The 15,373-nt window shown below is 72.7% G+C and carries 17 protein-coding genes; 10 read left to right on the top strand and 7 right to left on the bottom strand.

From position 1 onward, the window contains the following. Positions 1–52: 52 nt before the first annotated feature. Positions 53–871: a class I SAM-dependent methyltransferase gene (locus ACFPM7_RS17885; protein ID WP_378248774.1), complete on the bottom strand. Its 819-nt coding sequence runs from the start codon at positions 869–871 to the stop codon at positions 53–55. 446 nt (positions 872–1,317) lie between these two features. On the opposite strand from ACFPM7_RS17885, the gene ACFPM7_RS17880 reads away from it, so the two are divergent. Continuing rightward, the gene (locus ACFPM7_RS17880) at positions 1,318–2,142 is read left to right on the top strand and encodes an MOSC domain-containing protein (RefSeq protein ID WP_378248773.1); all 825 of its coding nucleotides are present in this window, start codon (positions 1,318–1,320) and stop codon (positions 2,140–2,142) included. Between the two features lie 16 nt (positions 2,143–2,158). Here ACFPM7_RS17880 and ACFPM7_RS17875 read toward each other — a convergent pair whose 3' ends face one another. Further along, complete coding sequence (locus tag ACFPM7_RS17875; RefSeq protein WP_378248772.1) at positions 2,159–2,587, bottom strand: uL11 family ribosomal protein; 429 nt, start codon at positions 2,585–2,587, stop codon at positions 2,159–2,161. 312 nt (positions 2,588–2,899) lie between these two features. Between ACFPM7_RS17875 and ACFPM7_RS17870 the strand changes: the two genes are divergently transcribed. Beyond that, positions 2,900–4,852, top strand: coding sequence for a S8 family serine peptidase (locus ACFPM7_RS17870; RefSeq protein WP_378248771.1), 1,953 nt, complete (start codon positions 2,900–2,902; stop codon positions 4,850–4,852). A gap of 120 nt (positions 4,853–4,972) precedes the next feature. Here the strand turns inward: ACFPM7_RS17870 and ACFPM7_RS17865 are convergent, their stop codons facing one another. Beyond that, positions 4,973–5,917 (bottom strand): winged helix-turn-helix transcriptional regulator, encoded by a 945-nt coding sequence (locus ACFPM7_RS17865; RefSeq protein WP_378248770.1) that lies wholly within the window; start codon positions 5,915–5,917, stop codon positions 4,973–4,975. Positions 5,918–6,067: 150 nt separating this feature from the next. On the opposite strand from ACFPM7_RS17865, the gene ACFPM7_RS17860 reads away from it, so the two are divergent. Beyond that, positions 6,068–7,672 carry a peptide chain release factor 3 gene (locus ACFPM7_RS17860; protein ID WP_378248769.1) on the top strand — a complete coding sequence of 535 codons (1,605 nt, stop codon included), beginning with the start codon at positions 6,068–6,070 and terminating at the stop codon, positions 7,670–7,672. 11 nt (positions 7,673–7,683) lie between these two features. Here the strand turns inward: ACFPM7_RS17860 and ACFPM7_RS17855 are convergent, their stop codons facing one another. Next, on the bottom strand, positions 7,684–8,868 hold the full coding sequence (locus ACFPM7_RS17855) for a zinc-dependent alcohol dehydrogenase (protein WP_378248768.1): 1,185 nt from the start codon (positions 8,866–8,868) through the stop codon (positions 7,684–7,686). A 108-nt stretch (positions 8,869–8,976) separates the two neighbouring features. On the opposite strand from ACFPM7_RS17855, the gene ACFPM7_RS17850 reads away from it, so the two are divergent. Further along, entirely contained in the window at positions 8,977–9,243 is a 267-nt protein-coding gene (locus tag ACFPM7_RS17850) for a hypothetical protein (protein WP_378248767.1), read from the top strand. Positions 9,244–9,298: 55 nt separating this feature from the next. On the opposite strand, the gene ACFPM7_RS17845 is transcribed toward ACFPM7_RS17850, so the two are convergent. After that, entirely contained in the window at positions 9,299–9,562 is a 264-nt protein-coding gene (locus ACFPM7_RS17845; protein ID WP_378248766.1) for a DUF4235 domain-containing protein, read from the bottom strand. Between the two features lie 158 nt (positions 9,563–9,720). Here ACFPM7_RS17845 and ACFPM7_RS17840 point away from each other — a divergent pair, with 158 nt between their 5' ends. The 3 genes from ACFPM7_RS17840 to ACFPM7_RS17830 are packed head-to-tail and all read left to right on the top strand — an operon-like array spanning position 9,721 to position 11,621. Next, positions 9,721–10,539 (top strand): ABC transporter ATP-binding protein, encoded by an 819-nt coding sequence (locus ACFPM7_RS17840; RefSeq protein ID WP_378248959.1) that lies wholly within the window; start codon positions 9,721–9,723, stop codon positions 10,537–10,539. After that, positions 10,536–11,372, top strand: coding sequence for an ABC transporter permease (locus tag ACFPM7_RS17835; protein WP_378248765.1), 837 nt, complete (start codon positions 10,536–10,538; stop codon positions 11,370–11,372). The genes ACFPM7_RS17840 and ACFPM7_RS17835 overlap by 4 nt, the downstream gene beginning before the upstream one ends. Before the next feature lie 15 nt (positions 11,373–11,387). Next, positions 11,388–11,621, top strand: coding sequence for a helix-turn-helix transcriptional regulator (locus tag ACFPM7_RS17830; RefSeq protein ID WP_378248764.1), 234 nt, complete (start codon positions 11,388–11,390; stop codon positions 11,619–11,621). Between the two features lie 42 nt (positions 11,622–11,663). Here the strand turns inward: ACFPM7_RS17830 and ACFPM7_RS17825 are convergent, their stop codons facing one another. Together ACFPM7_RS17825 and ACFPM7_RS17820 are read right to left on the bottom strand one after the other, a co-directional pair. Then, positions 11,664–12,866 carry an RNA polymerase sigma factor gene (locus tag ACFPM7_RS17825; protein WP_378248763.1) on the bottom strand — a complete coding sequence of 401 codons (1,203 nt, stop codon included), beginning with the start codon at positions 12,864–12,866 and terminating at the stop codon, positions 11,664–11,666. Then, positions 12,863–13,198 (bottom strand): YciI family protein, encoded by a 336-nt coding sequence (locus ACFPM7_RS17820; protein ID WP_378248762.1) that lies wholly within the window; start codon positions 13,196–13,198, stop codon positions 12,863–12,865. Before ACFPM7_RS17820 ends, ACFPM7_RS17825 begins: the two co-directional genes overlap by 4 nt. A gap of 91 nt (positions 13,199–13,289) precedes the next feature. Between ACFPM7_RS17820 and ACFPM7_RS17815 the strand changes: the two genes are divergently transcribed. The 3 genes from ACFPM7_RS17815 to ACFPM7_RS17805 all read left to right on the top strand — a co-directional run bounded on the left by ACFPM7_RS17815 (position 13,290) and on the right by ACFPM7_RS17805 (position 15,341). Beyond that, positions 13,290–13,499, top strand: coding sequence for a hypothetical protein (locus ACFPM7_RS17815; RefSeq protein WP_378248761.1), 210 nt, complete (start codon positions 13,290–13,292; stop codon positions 13,497–13,499). 7 nt (positions 13,500–13,506) lie between these two features. Continuing rightward, positions 13,507–14,235 (top strand): aminoglycoside 3'-phosphotransferase, encoded by a 729-nt coding sequence (locus ACFPM7_RS17810; RefSeq protein ID WP_378248760.1) that lies wholly within the window; start codon positions 13,507–13,509, stop codon positions 14,233–14,235. Positions 14,236–14,309: 74 nt separating this feature from the next. Then, positions 14,310–15,341: a uroporphyrinogen decarboxylase/cobalamine-independent methonine synthase family protein gene (locus ACFPM7_RS17805; RefSeq protein ID WP_378248759.1), complete on the top strand. Its 1,032-nt coding sequence runs from the start codon at positions 14,310–14,312 to the stop codon at positions 15,339–15,341. Positions 15,342–15,373 lie beyond the last annotated feature (32 nt).

The following is a 15,373-nucleotide window of genomic DNA, read 5'->3' as shown; positions in this document are numbered from 1 at the left end:
ACCATGATGCCGCGACGTCCCTGATTCGCGGCCGAAGAATGATCACGGCGTGTCAACCGCGATCAGTCGGATGTGGGGACTTTCGCGCCGTGACCACGTAGTAGTCGAGCAGCCCGTCGCGGAACGCGGTGAGGTAGCGCCGCGGCCAGGTGCCCTCCGCCGCGCCGAGCTGCGCGACCCACGCGTCCAGCCCCGGCCACACGTCCGCGCCGATCGATTCCACCCCCACCCCGCCGAACCCGGCCGCCGCCAGGTCCGCGGCGAACAGCGGCACCGGGTGCTCCCGGTCGACCCCGTCGGCGAAGGGCTCCAACATCCTCGGCAGCGTCCCCACCACCGACTCGTGCGGGACGAAGAACGTGGCCACCACGAGCCGTCCCCCCGGCGCCAGCACCCGGAACGCCTCCCGCGCGAACCCCCCGAGATCGTCGAAGTGCTGCGCCGCCTCCACCGACACCACCGCATCCGCCACCCCGTCCCCGAACGGCAGCGCGTCGGCCGCCCCCTGCCGAAAACTCAGCCGCCCCCCGGAAGCCGCGACGGCCTCCCGATTCCGCTCGACACACCGCTGAACCTGCTCCTGGTGCAGATCCACCCCGTGCAGCTCGGCAGGCAGGCACTCGGCGAACGCCCACCCCGGCCCGACCCCGGTCCCCGGCCCGACCTCCACCACCTTCGCCCCGACGAGATCGGCGTACACGAGCCGGTAGAGGGCCAGCTGGCTCTCCACCCGCTGTTCCTCGGAGATCGGCCCGTCCAGCGGGATATCGCGCCAGTAGCCGTAGTTGATGAACCCGCCGGCGAAGACCGGGATCGAGCTGAGGTCGTCCTCGCCGTACATCTTCGCCCGGAGCGCCGCCACGTCGGTCATCCCGCCACGCTAGCGCCGCGGCCGGGTGGGCGCGCCCGCCTGTAGCGTTTCGTCAGGGCCGCGACGCAGGCCCGCACCGAGCGCTTGTCACCCACGATGACCGGCGCGTCGACGGCAAAGGTTCGATGAATCGCGGACAGCCCTGCGCGGGCTGTCGCCGCTCAGAGACTTCCCCCACCTCCCCATAGCCTGGGACGTCGCGCGACCGATCCGGGCGCCTCGTCCATCGGTGCGAGCACACCGAGCCGCGCTCGGCGCGATCGAACTGGCCCTCCGCGACGCCGCGACGATGTTCGGCGTCAGATCCCGAGACCGGTGGCGAACGCTTGACGGTCACAGGGCGCGCGGCTGAGAAAACCGCGACCAGCCGCCATCCGCGCGCGGCGACCGACACTCGACCAGGAGCCCCGGCCCGCGCGTCCACGGCCAGGCGCTAGCGTCGCGGCATGGGGACCGTCGTGGAGATCTTCAGCTATCCGGTGAAGGGCTGTGCCGGGGTATCGCTCACCCGCGCCGACGTGACGCCCGCAGGGCTGCGCCACGACCGGGAGTTCATGGTCACCGGGCTCGACGGGGTGTTCCGCAGCCAGCGGCGCTCGCCCCGGCTGGCGCTCATCCGGCCCGAGGTCGTCGGCGACGTGCTGTTGCTGCGCGCCACAGGCGTGGAGGAGCAGGCCATCCCCATCCACCCGGACGGCCCGCGCCGTCCCGTCACCCTGTTCTCGGCCCCCTTCACCGCCGTCGACCAAGGCGACGCGGCGGCCGGGTGGCTGAGCGAGGTGCTGGGTGCCCCGAGCAGGCTGGTCCGGGTCCCGCCCGACCACGCCCGCGTTGTCGACGGCGCGACGCCGGGGACCTCAGGCTGGGCGGACAGCGCCGCCGTGCACCTGCTCACCCGCTCGTCCCTGGCCGACCTCGCCGCCCGCGTGGACGAGCCGCTGCCGCTCTCCCGCTTCCGCCCGAACATCGTCGTCGACGACCTCGGCGCCCCCTACGCCGAGGACGACCTGCGCGCCGTCCGGATCGGCTCGGTGGGTCTGGCGTTCTGCAAGCACGCGATCCGGTGCGCGGTCACGCTGGTCGACCAGGACACGGGGGTCAGGGCGGGGCCGGAGCCGCTGCGGGCGCTGGCCGCCTACCGCCGCCACCCGGACGGCGGGGTGGCGTTCGGGACCAAGTTCTCGGTGGTCGCGCCGGGCGCGCTGGCCGTCGGGGATGTCGTGTCCCGGACATGCCGCGAGGCGCCCCCCGCTGGGAGCGCCTCGCGCTAGTCCGTCGCAGTACCGGTCAGTCGGTGACGGTGACGCCCATCGAACGGGCGGTGCCCGCGACGACCTTGACGGCGGCGTCGAGGGTGGTGGCGTTGAGGTCGGGCATCTTGCGCTCGGCGATCTCGCGGGCCTGCGCGCCGGTCAGCGTGCCGCCGGACTTGTGCCCGGGGGTGGCCGAGCCGCCCTTGGCGCCGATGGCCTTGCGGATCAGGAACGAGGTCGGCGGGGTCTTCAGGCGCAGCTTGTGGCTGCGGTCCTCGAAGACGGTCACCACGACCGGGACGATGTCACCGCGCTGGGCGGCGGTGGCCTCGTCGTACTCCAGCTTGATCGCACGCGTGTTGGCACCGGTCGGGCCGAGCATCTTGCCCAGGTCGACCATGGCGGCGTTGCCCGCTTCGAGCTCGAGGGTGGCCTCGAACGTCTTCTTCTGCTTCGGTGGCATTTCCCGATATCTTCTCTCTACGACGGACCCAACCGCCCAAGGGTACTACGCGGTCGGGTGATCCCCTGAGCGCACTCCCTCCGAGCAGCGCCACACCGCCCCCACGCTGGGCCGATCGCCTCGGGTCAGGCGGATTCGCGGCACCCCATCCCACCTTGCGATAACCCCTGTCCGATACCCGACATTGTCGTTTTCCGCCCTGTCCGCCCCGCGATCGCGCCGGCTACCGTCCCGCCACCCCGTGAGCCGCACCACAGCCCCCGGGTGGACGTGTGAGCGTCCCTGACCCCCTGCAGTCAGGAAGGACCGCAAGTGGAATCCAAGCGGAAGAAGGTGCTCGCGGCGATCGCCGTCGGGGCCTCGGTCACCACCGGGGTGGTGGTCACGCAAGCCGCGACCGCCGCGCCCACCGCACCCCAGGTGCAGCAGCACGCCGCCAAGATCATCGTCGGCTACAAGTCCGGCGCCGTGGAGGCCGTGTCCTACGTCGCCGCGGCCCAGGACGCCGAGGCCAAGACCGGCGGCAAGCTGGCCCGCACCCTGGGCACCGGCGCGGCGGTGGTCGCCCTCGCCCCCGGCGAGGACGTGAACGCGGCGCTGGCCGCCTACCGGGCCGACTCCTCGGTGGCCTACGCCGAGCCCGACCTGCTCGTGCACCGCATGGCCGAGCCGAACGACCCCGAGTACGCCAAGCAGTGGGACCTGTTCGAGGCCACCGCGGGCATGAACGTGCCGGGCGCGTGGGCGAAGTCGACCGGCGCGGGCGTGACCGTCGCGGTGATCGACACCGGCTACGTGGCGCACTCGGACCTGGCCGCGCAGATCGTGCCGGGCTACGACTTCATCTCCGACGTCGACAACGCCAAGGACGGCAACGGGCGCGACTCGAACCCGGCCGACCCCGGCGACGCCAGCACCACCTCCGACTGCCAGGGCCGCGGCGGCGCGAAGTCCTCCTGGCACGGCACGCACGTGGCGGGGACGATCGCCGCGCAGACCAACAACGGCAAGGGCGTCGTCGGCATCGCCTACGACGCGAAGATCCAGCCGATCCGCGTGCTCGGCAAGTGCGGCGGCTCGACCTCCGACATCGCCGACGCGATCACCTGGGCCTCCGGCGGCTCGGTGCCGGGCGTCCCGGCCAACCAGAACCCGGCGAAGGTGCTGAACCTGAGCCTGGGCGGGCAGTCCTCCTGCCTCTCGACCTACCAGAACGCCATCAACGGCGCGGTCCAGCGCGGCAGCACCGTGGTCATCGCCGCGGGCAACTCGAACATGGACGTCGCCAACTTCACGCCGGCGAACTGCAACAACGTCGTGGCCGTCGCCTCCAGCAACCGCCAGGGCAACCGCGCCTTCTACTCCAACTACGGCGCCAAGATCGACGTGGCCGCCCCGGGCGGCGAGGTGCGCCGCGAGAGCGACCCGCCGGGCTCCATCACCACCCCGGAGAACGGAATCTGGTCGACCCTCAACGCCGGTGACAACGGCCCGACCTCGGAGAACTACGAGCCGTACATGGGCACCAGCATGGCGGCCCCGCACGTGGCAGGCGTGGCCGCGCTGATGGTCGCCAAGAAGCCGTCGCTGACCCCGGCCGAGGTCGAGACGCTGCTGAAGAACAACACCCGCCCGCTGCCGGGCACCTGCTCCGGCGGCTGCGGCACCGGCCTGGTCGACACCGTCAAGACCGTCAACGCCGTCGACGGCGGCCAGGAGCCCCCCGCGGGCGAGGTCACCGTCACCAACCCGGGCAACCAGTCCGGCCGGGTCGGCACCGCGGCCTCCCTGCAGATCAGGGCGACCGCCAGCGGCCAGGGCGCGACCCTGTCCTACTCGGCGACCGGCCTGCCCGCCGGCCTGTCGATCAACGCGAGCACCGGCCTGATCTCCGGCACCCCGACCACCGCGGGCACCTCCACGGTCGTCGTCACCGCCAGGGACAGCCTGAACAAGACCGGCACCGCCCAGTTCACCTGGACGGTCACCTCGGGCACCGGCGGCGGCACGGTCACCGTGACCAACCCTGGCCTGCAGCTGGACTTCCGCGGCTGGGCGGCCTCCCTGCAGATCACCGCGCGCTCCTCGGACGGCACGGCGCTGACCTACTCGGCGACCGGCCTGCCCACCGGTATGGCGATCAACGCCCGCACCGGCCTGATCAGCGGCATCCCAAGCCGCACGGGCACCTACGCCGTCACCGTCACCGCGACGAACGCGGGCGGCACGGCGGGCACGACGACCTTCACCTGGTACGTGTTCTAGTCGAGCGCGGAAGGCCCCGCAGGTGAAGGGCGAGAGGGCCGGGCGGATCACCGCCCGGCCCTCTTCACGTCTGTCCGCAACGGTGGGGCCGGATACTCCGACCTCCCACCAGCGCCTGATCTACAGCCAGCCCCTGTGCGCGGCCTGCACCCCCGCTTGAAAGCGGGTCTCGGCGCCGAGTTGGCGCATCAGCTCGGTCACCCGCCGCCCGACGGTCCGCTCGGTGATCCCCATCGTCCTGGCGATCGAGCGGTCCTTCATGCCCGAGGAGAGCAGCGCCAGCAGCCTGCGGTCGCGGTCGGAGACCTCGGGGGCGGGGGCGGAGAACGGCACGGCGCGGGACCACTGGGCCTCGAAGCAGGCGATGATCGTGTCCAGCAGCGCCGAGCGGCGCACCAGCCACCGCCTGCCCGGGTCCGGCCGCTGGTAGGACGACGGCAGGATCGCCGCCTCGCGGTCGAAGACGACCATCTTCAGCGCGCCGTCGGCCAGCACCCTGGCCTCCTCGCCCGCCTCGACGCAGCGGCGCATCAGCTCGACGTTCTCCTCGGCCTCCAGCGACTCCGGCGCGTACACGACGCGGTAGCGGATGCCCGCGGCCAGCTGCGCCAGCTCGGGGACGTTGGGGGTGCAGTGCCCGCCCAGGTAGGGCGGGGCGTCGACGACCAGGACCTCGCGCCGGGCCTCGAACTGCAGGCGGGCGATGGCCGAGATCACCGCGTCGTCGCCTTCCAGCAGCTCGACGGCGTCGACGCCGTCGGAGCCGGTGCGCTGGCGCAGCCTGGCCAGGTCATCGATCTGCACTTGCAGCTCGGCCAGCTCGCTCTGCCTGCGCTGCACGAGAGCGCTCACCGACACCTCCGGCGACACCGCGGCGTACTCGTGCCTGCCGACGTACTGCACCAGGCCCGCCGCGAGCAGCCGGTCGACGGCGGCCAGCACCGCCGGTTCGCTGTCGCCGAGCCGCTCGGCCAGCTGCGGGGCGCTGGCCCGCGGCGCGTCGAGCAGCGCGAGGTAGACGTCGTTCTCGGCCCGGCCAAGACCGATGGGTTCCAACAGGAACATGGGCACCTCCTGTCGCCTCTGCCCTGAGAAGACGACCGAACACCCGGTTTGACACGCGGCCCCGCCAACCCGCGCGCGGGATGCGACCGGGACCACATCGCGCCGAGGACTAGACTCAGCCGGGTTTCCGCGCCCTGACTAGGAGGAATGGTGTCCGTCGACACGCCGAGTGATGTGCTGGCCACGGCGGGGCGGCGGCGCACGTTCGCGGTGATCAGCCACCCCGACGCGGGCAAGTCCACCCTCACCGAGGCGCTGGCGCTGCACGCGCGGGTGATCTCCGAGGCCGGCGCCGTGCACGGCAAGGCGGGCCGCCGCGGCGTGGTGTCGGACTGGATGGAGATGGAGCAGGCCCGCGGCATCTCGATCACGTCGGCGGCGCTGCAGTTCGGCTACGGCGACTGCGTGGTGAACCTGCTCGACACCCCCGGCCACGCCGACTTCTCCGAGGACACCTACCGGGTGCTGACGGCGGTCGACAGCGCGGTGATGCTGCTCGACGCCGCCAAGGGCCTGGAACCGCAGACGCTGAAGCTGTTCGAGGTGTGCCGCCACCGCGACATCCCGGTCATCACCTTCATCAACAAGTGGGACCGCCCCGGCCGCGACGCGCTCGCCCTGTGCGACGAGCTGGTCGAGCGCATCGGCCTGCAGCCGATGCCGCTGACCTGGCCGGTCGGCGACGCCGGGCACTTCAAGGGCGTGGTCGACCTGCCCACCGGCCGGTTCGTCGGCTACGAGCGCACCGCGGGCGGCGCGACCGCCGCCGCCGAGGAGCACCTGGACGCCGACGCGGCGCTGGAGCGGGTCGGCCCGGAGTGGACGCGCGCGGTCGAGGAGGCCGAGCTGCTTGCCCTCTCCGGCGGCGAGTTCGACCACGAGCGCTACCTCAAGGCCACCGCGACCCCGGTGCTCTTCGGCGCCGCGGTGCTGAACTTCGGCGTGCGCCACCTGCTGGACCTGCTGGTCTCGCTGGCCCCGCCGCCCGCGCCGCGCCCGGACGCCGCGGGCGCCGAGCGGCCGGTGGACGCCCCGTTCTCCGGGTTCGTGTTCAAGGTGCAGACCGGCATGGACCGCGCCCACCGCGACCAGGTGGCCTTCGCCAGGGTGTGCTCGGGGGTCTTCGAGCGCGGCATGGTCGTCACCAACGCGACGACGAACCGCCCGTTCGCCACCAAGTACACCCAGCAGATGTTCGGCCGCGAGCGCACCACCGTCGACACCGCTTACCCGGGCGACGTGATCGGCCTGGTCAACGCCACCGCGCTGCGCGTGGGCGACACGCTGTACGCGGGCAAGCCCGCCGTGCGCTACCCGCGGCTGCCCACCTTCACCCCGACGGCCTTCGCCGTCGCCCGCCCGACCGACCTCGGCAAGGCCAAGCAGTTCCGCCGCGGTGTCGAGCAGCTGGGCGCCGAGGGCGTGGTGCAGGTGCTGACCTCCGACCGCCGCGGCGACGCCGCGCCGGTGTTCGCCGCGGTGGGCCCGATGCAGTTCGAGGTCGCCGCGCACCGGATGGACGCGGAGTTCAACTCCCCCATCCGCATGGACCACCTGCCTTACAGCACCGTCCGGCGGCTGCTGGACCCCGCGCAGGCGCCGATCCTCAACACCGGCACCCGCAGCGAGGTCCTGACCCGCGCCGACGGCACGCTGCTGGCGCTGTTCCTCGACGAGATCTCGCTGGGCATGGCCAGGCGGCTCAACCCGGAGCTGGCGCTGGACGACAGCCTGGTCGACACCGACACCGACTGATCAGCCGGGCCTCACGGCTGGAAGAGGACCTTGACGGCCCCGTCCTGCTTCTTCTGGAACATCTCGTAGGCGTCGGGGGCCTCGGCCAGCGGCACCCGGTGGGTGGCGAAGCCGTCGACGCCGAGCGGGTCGCCGTCGGTGAGCAGCGGGAGGATGTCGGGCACCCAGCGGTGCACGTTGGCCTGCCCCATGCGCAGCTGGATCTGCTTGTCGAACATGGTCAGCATCGGCAGCGGGTCGGCCATGCCGCCGTAGACGCCGGAGACGGAGATCGTCCCGCCCCGGCGGACGATGTCGATGGCCAGCCGCAGCGCGTGCAGCCGGTCGACGCCCGCGGTCGTCATGACCTTCGCGGCGAGCGCGTCCGGCAGCAGTCCGGTCAGCTTCTGCGCGCCCTCGGCGACCCGGGACCCGTGGGCCTCCATGCCGACGGCGTCGATGACCGAGTCAGGGCCGCGCCCGCCGGTGCGCGCGCGGATCTCCTCGGCCAGGCCGGAGCCGAGCGCACGCAGGTCGAGGGTGTCCACGCCGCGTTCGGCCGCGCGGGCCAGCCGCTCGGGCACGAGGTCGACACCGATGATGGTCTCCACGCCCCGGTGCCGGGCGATCCGGCACGCCATGTCGCCGATCGGGCCGAGGCCGAGCACGACCAGGCTGCCGCCGGGCGGCACGTCGGCGTAGGCGACGGCTTGCCACGCGGTGGGCAGCACGTCGGAGAGGTAGACGAAACGGTCGTCCGCCGGGCCCTCCGGGACCTTGATCGGCAGCGTGTTGCCGAACGGCACGCGCAGGTACTCGGCCTGCCCGCCCGGGACCTGGCCGTAGAGCTTGGTGTAGCCGAAGAGCGAGGCGCCGGTGCCCTGCTCGCGCACCTGCGTGGTCTCGCACTGCGAGTGCAGGCCCGTGCCGCACATGGCGCAGGTGCCGCAGGAGACGGTGAAGGGGACCACGACCCGGTCGCCCGCGCGCAGTTCGGTGACGCCGGGTCCGACCTCCTCCACGATCCCCATCGGCTCGTGCCCGAGGATGTCGCCCTCGTCGAGGAACGGGCCGAGCACCTCGTAGAGGTGCAGGTCGGACCCGCACAGCCCGGTGGAGGTGATCCGCACGACGACGTCGGTCGGGTCGGTGATGCCGGGGTCGGCGACGGTGTCCACGCGGACGTCGCGGCGACCGTGCCAGGTGAGTGCCTTCATGCTGACCGGTTTCCCGCCAAGCCCGCAGGGAAACCGGGTTTTGTCCGTCTCCGCCAGGGGCACTTCACAGGTGTCTCCCGCGCTCCCCATGACCGAGGAAGTGGTCACGTGCCCGCTGACTTCGACCAGCACGGCGTTCCGACGCCCGGGGCCATCATCACCTTCGTGCGCTCCGGCGGGCAGCAGCCCGGCGGCACGGGGCCGGTCGGCTCCGGGATCGTGGTCGGCCCGGTGTACCCGGACCCGGACACCGGGCGGTGGTGGGTCGGGGTCCGGCTGCCGTCAGAGGCCGACGAGTTGCCCGGCGTCGACCTCATCGACGCGGAATCCATTGTGGACAGCATCCCGCCCCGCTGGGAGAAGCCGGTCTGGTAGCGGGCTGACGAAGAGAGAGCGGAGGACGGCGCAGCCGCCCTCCGCTCTCTCTTCGTCAGTCGTCCATGTGGTCACCGGTGAGCTTGCGGTACCCCTTCGCACCCGCGCGGTCCACCGCCGCCTTCACCACGCCGAACAGCGCGCCTTGCAGGAGTGCGGCTGCCAGCACCTCCTTGGTGCTGTGGTCCGGCGAGGTGGCCTCCGGCGCTTCCTCGTCACCGGAAGCCACCTTCCAGACCCGCTTGAACAGCGCCGACGCGAGCAGGCCGCCGAGCACGCTGATGAGCAGGCTCAGCGGCCGGTAGATGAGCTTCAGCATGCGCGGGGTTTACCCGGAACCTGCCATGTCCGAAACCGCCGCAGACATGTAGTACACATGCTATCGTTCGCAGCATGAGAACTACCGACTTTGCCGCGAGCCCCGCGCGGCAGGGGGAGCCGGTAGAGGGCACCGCGATCCGCGTGCGCGGCTTGCGGATGCGCTACGGCACCAAGGACGTGCTGCACGGCGTGGACTTCGAGGTCCGCACCGGGGAGCTGGTCGCCCTGCTGGGACCGAACGGGGCCGGCAAAAGCACGACCATCGAGATCCTGGAGGGCTTCCGGGCCCGCTCCGGGGGCGAGGTCGAGGTGCTGGGCACGGACCCGGCGCAGGGGGACGAGACCTGGCGGGCCGGGCTGGGCATCGTGCTCCAGTCCTGGCGCGACCACGCCAAGTGGCGGGTGCGCGAGCTGCTGGCGCACCTCGGCCGCTACTACCCCGACCCCTTCGACACCGACGAACTGCTGGAGCTGGTCGGGCTGACCGGGCAGCAGGGCCAGCGCGCAGGCACCCTCTCCGGCGGCCAGCGGCGCAGACTGGACGTGGCCATCGGCATCGTCGGCAGGCCCAGGCTGCTGTTCCTCGACGAGCCGACGGCGGGCTTCGACCCGCAGGCCCGCCGCGAGTTCCACGAGCTGGTGCACCGCCTGGTCGACGTCGAGAACACCACGGTCCTGCTCACCACCCACGACCTCGCCGAGGCCGAGAAGCTGGCCGACCGCATCCTGATCCTGGCCCAGGGCCGCATCCTGGCCGACGGCAGCGCCGTCGAACTGGCCCGCACGGTGGCGGGCAAGGCCGAGATCCGCTGGACGCGCGGCGGGAAGCACTTCGTGCACACCGCCGACGAAGTCGAGGACTACGTGCGCGAGCTGCTCGCCGAGCCGGGTGAGCCGGTGCGCGACCTGGAGGTCCGCCGGACCTCGCTGGAGGACACGTACATGGCGATGGTGCACCGGACGGAGGGATCATGAGCACGTTCGCGCTGGGGGTCGAACGGGGCCTGATCACCTGGCGGGGGACCAACCTCACCCGCGAGGGCCTCTTCAACCTCGTGTTCTACAACGCCATCCCGCTGGTCTTCCTGATCCTGTCCCGCAACTCGACGCTGCCGGGCACCGACATCCCGATCGGCGGCAAGCTGCTGCCGGGCACGCTCGCGCTGATGGTGGTGTTCTCGGTGATGGGCGTGGCCTACTACCTGTCCACCGAGCGCGAGGACGGCACGCTGCTGCGCGCCAAGGCGATCCCGAAGGGCATGTCGGCCTACACCGTCGGCCTGGCCGTGGTCGTCATCGTCGACACCGTCGCGGCGATGCTGGTCGTGTTCGTGCCGGGCATGTTCATCGTTCCGGACGTGCCCGTCGGCGATCCGATGATGTGGATCGGGCTGGTCGGCTACTTCCTGCTCGGCCTGCTGGCCTGCCTGCCGCTCGGGGTGCTGATCGGCTCGCTGATCAAGAGCCCCAGGGTGATCGGCGGCTTCGGCTTCCTGCTCACCATGGGCCTGGCGATGGTCTCCGGGCTGTTCTTCCCGCTCGAGGCGCTGTGGGGCTGGGTGCAGGCGATGGTGCAGGTCTTCCCGCTGTACTGGCTCGGCCTGGGCATGCGCTCGGTGTTCCTGCCCGCCGAGGCCGCCGCCTTCGAGATCGGCGAGTCGTGGCGCACGCTGGAGACCCTCGGCGTGCTCGGCGCGTGGACGGCCATCGGGCTGGTCCTGGGGCCGATCCTGCTGCGCCGGGTGGCCCGGCGGGAGTCCGGGGCGGCGATGGAGGAACGCCGTACGGCCGCTTTGCAGCGGGTCTAGAAGAATCACCGGCATATGAGCGAGAACGTCCACAACCGGATCGCGGTGCTGCGCGCCGAGCGCAAGGTGTCCCGTCGCCAGCTGGCGGACGCGCTCGGCGTGCACTACCAGACCGTCGGCTACCTCGAACGCGGCGAGTTCAGCCCGAGCCTGCACCTGGCGCTGCGCATCGCCGAGCACTTCGGGGTCCCGGTGGAGGCGGTCTTCTCCACCAAGCCGTTCCCGCGCATCGGGGTCGCGGCCGACTGAGCCGGCGCGGCGCGGGCCTCACTGCGGGTCTCACTGCGGGCCTCACAGCAGTGCCCGCCTGCTCTCCAGGAACTCCCGTTCGACGGCGTTGCCCGCCAGCGCGATCGCCGCGTCGTACTCCGCCGCCGCCTCCGCCGTCCGCCCCAGCCTGCGCAGCAGGTCGGCGCGGATGGCGGGGCGCAGGTGGAAGCCGGGCAGCTCGACGGCGTCCACCTCGGCCAGCGCGGCGGCGGGCCCGGCCACCTCGGCGACGGCGACCGCCCGGTTGAGGGCGGCCACCGGGGTCGGGGCGATGGCCAGCAGGTGGTCGTAGAGGGCGAGCACCTGCCGCCAGTCGGTGTCGGCGGCCGTCGCCGCGTCGGTGTGCACGGCGTTGATGGCCGCTTGGAGCTGGTAGGGCCCCGGCCGGTCGCGGCGCAGGCAGCGGCGCACGATGGCGTGGCCCTCGGCGATCAGCGCGCCGTCCCAGCGGCCGCGGTCCTGCTCGGGCAGCGGCACGAGCCGCCCGCCGTCGGTGCGCGCGGCGCGGCGGGCGTCGGTCAGCAGCATCAGGGCGAGCAGGCCGAGCGCCTCGGGCTCGTCGGGCATCAGCTCGGCCAGCAGCCGGGCCAGCCGGATCGCCTCGGCGCACAGCTCCGGGCGCACCAGGTCGGCGCCGTGGGCGGCCGTGTGGCCCTCGGAGAAGATCAGGTAGAGCACCGCCAGCACCCCGCCGAGGCGGTCGGGCAGGTCGGCGTCCCTCGGCACCCGGTACGGGATGCGCGCCGCCTTGATCTTCGCCTTGGCCCGGACCAGGCGCTGCGCCATGGTCGTCTCGGGGACGAGGAAGGCGCGCGCGACCTCGGCGGTGCTCAGCCCGCCGAGCAGCCGCAGCGTCAGCGCGACCCGGGCGGCCGGTGCCAGCGCCGGGTGGCAGCAGGTGAAGACCAGGCGCAGCCGGTCGTCGTGCACAGGGCCCAGCTCCTCCGGTTCGTCGCCGTGGGCCAGCGCGGCCTGGGCGTGCTTGTCGCCGCGCACGGCCTCCCTGCGGAGGCGGTCGATGGCGCGGTTGCGCGCGGTCGTGATGATCCAGCCCGCCGGTGCGGGCGGCGCGCCGGTCTCCGGCCAGCGCCGCACCGCCTCGGCGAACGCGTCCGCGACGGCGTCCTCGGCGAGGTCGATGTCACCGAAAGCCCTGGTCAGCACCGCCACCGCCCGGCCGTGCTCGGCCCGGAACACCGCCACGACCGCGTCCGGGTCGCTCATGCGAACGGCCGGACCTCGATCGACAGGGGGTCGAGCACCGCGGCCAGCCGCTTGCCCCACTCCAGAGCCTCGTCCAGGTCGGCGCACTCGACGACGGTGAACCCGCCCAGGTGCTCCCGGCCCTCGGCGAACGGGCCGTCGGTGAGCAGCGCGCCGCCCTGGCTGACCACGGTCGCGGTGTGCGGCGGGTGCAGCCCGGCGGCGAACACCCACACCCCCGCCTCGCGCATCCGCCGGTTCAGCGCGTCCAGCTCGGCCATGATCGGGTCGAGCACCTCCGGTGGCGGCGGGTCGCCGTCGGGCTGGTAGATGCTCAGCAGGTACTGGGCCATGTGCGCCTCCTCAGGCTCGTTCTCACCCCTACACGAACGAGGCCGCCGGATATCGACACCAGGCCCGGAATCGTCTGAAACACGCACACGCGTGCCGGACTTCACGCTGCCTCTCCACGGCGGCGACACCGAACGCGGCGACCTCGGCGCCGACCGCGTCGGGCATGGCACCGCCGCGCTGCCGCCCCGGCGCTGCCGGCGCACGCTGCTGGCCGAGAACGGCGTGACCGCGTCGTTGCTGCCACGGGAGCGCAAGGCGGCGTTGCTCAACGAGATCAGGGCGGTCCCGCTCCCGGCATGATGGCCCCATGGGGACAACGGAGGCCTTGCGCGCGCTGCTCGGGCCGGACGCGACGTGGTCGGCCGAGCACGAGGGCGCCAGCGGGACGGCGCTGCGGGTGAGCGCGGGCGGGGCGACGTACTGGGCCAAGGGCGGGCCGTCGGCCGACGCCGAGCACGAGCGGCTGCGCTGGCTGGCGGGCAGGCTGCCGGTGCCGGAGGTGGTGGCGCACCGGGACGGCCTGCTGCTGCTGGCCGACGTCGGCGCGCCGTCCCTGGCCGCCGCCGCGCCCGAGGACCTGGGGGCGGTCCACGGCGGGATGCTGCGGGCCCTGCACGCGCTGCCGGTCGCGGACTGCCCGTTCGACGGCGGGCTGGACGTCGTGCTCGCCCGTGCCGAGGCGGGGGTGCGCGCCGGACTGGTCGATCCCGGCGACTTCGACGACGACCACGCGGGGATGTCCGCCGAGGACGTCCTCGCCCGCCTGCGCGCGCTGCGGCCCTCCGAAGAGGACGCCGCGGACGCTGTCGTGGCCCACGGCGACTACACCACGACCAACGTCCTCGTCCCGGCAGGCGGCGCTCCCGTCCTCATCGACGTGCCCGCGCTCGGTGTCGCCGACCGCCACCGCGACCTGGCGATCGCCCGCCGCGAGCTGGACGACGACGGCTGGGCCGCCTTCCTGGCCGCCTACGGACCCGCCGAAGTGGACACCCACCGGCTGTACTACTACCGGTTGCTGGACGAGCTGCTGTGATCACCTTGTTGGGGGAACGCCGCCGCGGCTATTCGCTGGATACCTTTCGGCCACAACCGACGAGAGGACCCGGCATGCCCATTCCCACGGAGCCGATCGGCAGCGTCCCGCGCCCGGCCTACCTGCTGGCGGACATCACCGACGCGGCGTTGGTGGACAAAGCGCTGACCGAGACCATCGCCGAGTTCACCGCGACCGGCTCCCCCGTCGTCACCGACGGCGAACAGGGCAAGTCGAGCTTCGCCACCTACCCGCTCGCCGGCCTGACCAACCTCGGCCCCGACGGTGCCGTGATCCCGTTCGCCGACGGCCACACCCGCCAGCTCCCGGCGCTCACCGCGGGCCCGTTCCGCTACGGCGACTACGCGGTCACCCACTACCAGCGCGCCCGCGGCCTGACCGAGCTGCCGGTGAAGCAGGCGGTGATCGCCCCGTCCGCGCTGAGCCTGCTGTACCCGGCCGACGGCATCGACGGCTACAGCCGCGAGCAGTTCCTCGCCGACCTCGCCGACGAGGCCGAGAAGGACATCCGCCAGTGCCTGGAGGCGGGCGCGCACTCGGTGCAGCTGGACTTCACCGAGGGCAGGCTCTCCCTCAAGCTGGACCCCTCCGGCGGTGTCCTCGACGCGTTCATCGCCCTCAACAACCAGGTGCTCGACCGCTTCAGCGACGCCAAGCGCGCCCGCATCGGCGTGCACACCTGCCCCGGCGGTGACCAGGACTCCGTCCACAGCCTCGACATCGACTACGCCGACCTGCTGCCGAAGCTGTTCACCCTGCATGTCGGCGCCTTCTACCTCCAGCTCGCCAGCGAGCCCGACCCCGAGCGCGTGCTGGCCATCGCCGCCGAGCACCTGCCCGAGGGCGCCCGCCTGTTCGTCGGCGTCACCGACCCGATCGATCCGGCGGTGGAGACCGACGAGCAGGTCCGCGACCGCGTGCTCGCCGCCGCCCGCCACATCCCGGTCGACCGGCTCGGCACCTGCGACGACTGCGGCTTCTCCCCGTTCGCCGACGACACCTCGACCTCGCGCGAGACGGCCTTCGCCAAGGTCGCCGCCCGCGTCCGCGGCACCGCGCTGGCCGCCGAGCAGCTCGGCGTGTGACCTCTCGTGCCCCCGGCGCCCGCGCGGGCGCC

The organism is Actinokineospora guangxiensis, from assembly GCF_042657845.1.
Classification (GTDB): Bacteria; Actinomycetota; Actinomycetes; order Mycobacteriales; family Pseudonocardiaceae; genus Actinokineospora; species Actinokineospora guangxiensis.
Note: the sequence above shows the minus strand (reverse complement) of the source record. Positions and strands in the feature narration are given on the sequence as shown.

Excerpts from the sequence above, each read along its gene's own strand:
- ACFPM7_RS17840 (WP_378248959.1), top strand. The coding sequence starts at position 9,721 with ATGCGCTACGGCACCAAGGACGTGCTGCACGGCGTGGACTTCGAGGTC.
- ACFPM7_RS17805 (WP_378248759.1), top strand. The coding sequence starts at position 14,310 with ATGCCCATTCCCACGGAGCCGATCGGCAGCGTCCCGCGCCCGGCCTAC.
- ACFPM7_RS17820 (WP_378248762.1), bottom strand. The coding sequence starts at position 13,198 with ATGGCCCAGTACCTGCTGAGCATCTACCAGCCCGACGGCGACCCGCCG.
- ACFPM7_RS17825 (WP_378248763.1), bottom strand. The coding sequence starts at position 12,866 with ATGAGCGACCCGGACGCGGTCGTGGCGGTGTTCCGGGCCGAGCACGGC.
- ACFPM7_RS17830 (WP_378248764.1), top strand. The coding sequence starts at position 11,388 with ATGAGCGAGAACGTCCACAACCGGATCGCGGTGCTGCGCGCCGAGCGC.
- ACFPM7_RS17855 (WP_378248768.1), bottom strand. The coding sequence starts at position 8,868 with ATGAAGGCACTCACCTGGCACGGTCGCCGCGACGTCCGCGTGGACACC.
- ACFPM7_RS17845 (WP_378248766.1), bottom strand. The coding sequence starts at position 9,562 with ATGCTGAAGCTCATCTACCGGCCGCTGAGCCTGCTCATCAGCGTGCTC.
- ACFPM7_RS17875 (WP_378248772.1), bottom strand. The coding sequence starts at position 2,587 with ATGCCACCGAAGCAGAAGAAGACGTTCGAGGCCACCCTCGAGCTCGAA.
- ACFPM7_RS17865 (WP_378248770.1), bottom strand. The coding sequence starts at position 5,917 with ATGTTCCTGTTGGAACCCATCGGTCTTGGCCGGGCCGAGAACGACGTC.
- ACFPM7_RS17880 (WP_378248773.1), top strand. The coding sequence starts at position 1,318 with ATGGGGACCGTCGTGGAGATCTTCAGCTATCCGGTGAAGGGCTGTGCC.
- ACFPM7_RS17885 (WP_378248774.1), bottom strand. The coding sequence starts at position 871 with ATGACCGACGTGGCGGCGCTCCGGGCGAAGATGTACGGCGAGGACGAC.
- ACFPM7_RS17835 (WP_378248765.1), top strand. The coding sequence starts at position 10,536 with ATGAGCACGTTCGCGCTGGGGGTCGAACGGGGCCTGATCACCTGGCGG.
- ACFPM7_RS17810 (WP_378248760.1), top strand. The coding sequence starts at position 13,507 with ATGGGGACAACGGAGGCCTTGCGCGCGCTGCTCGGGCCGGACGCGACG.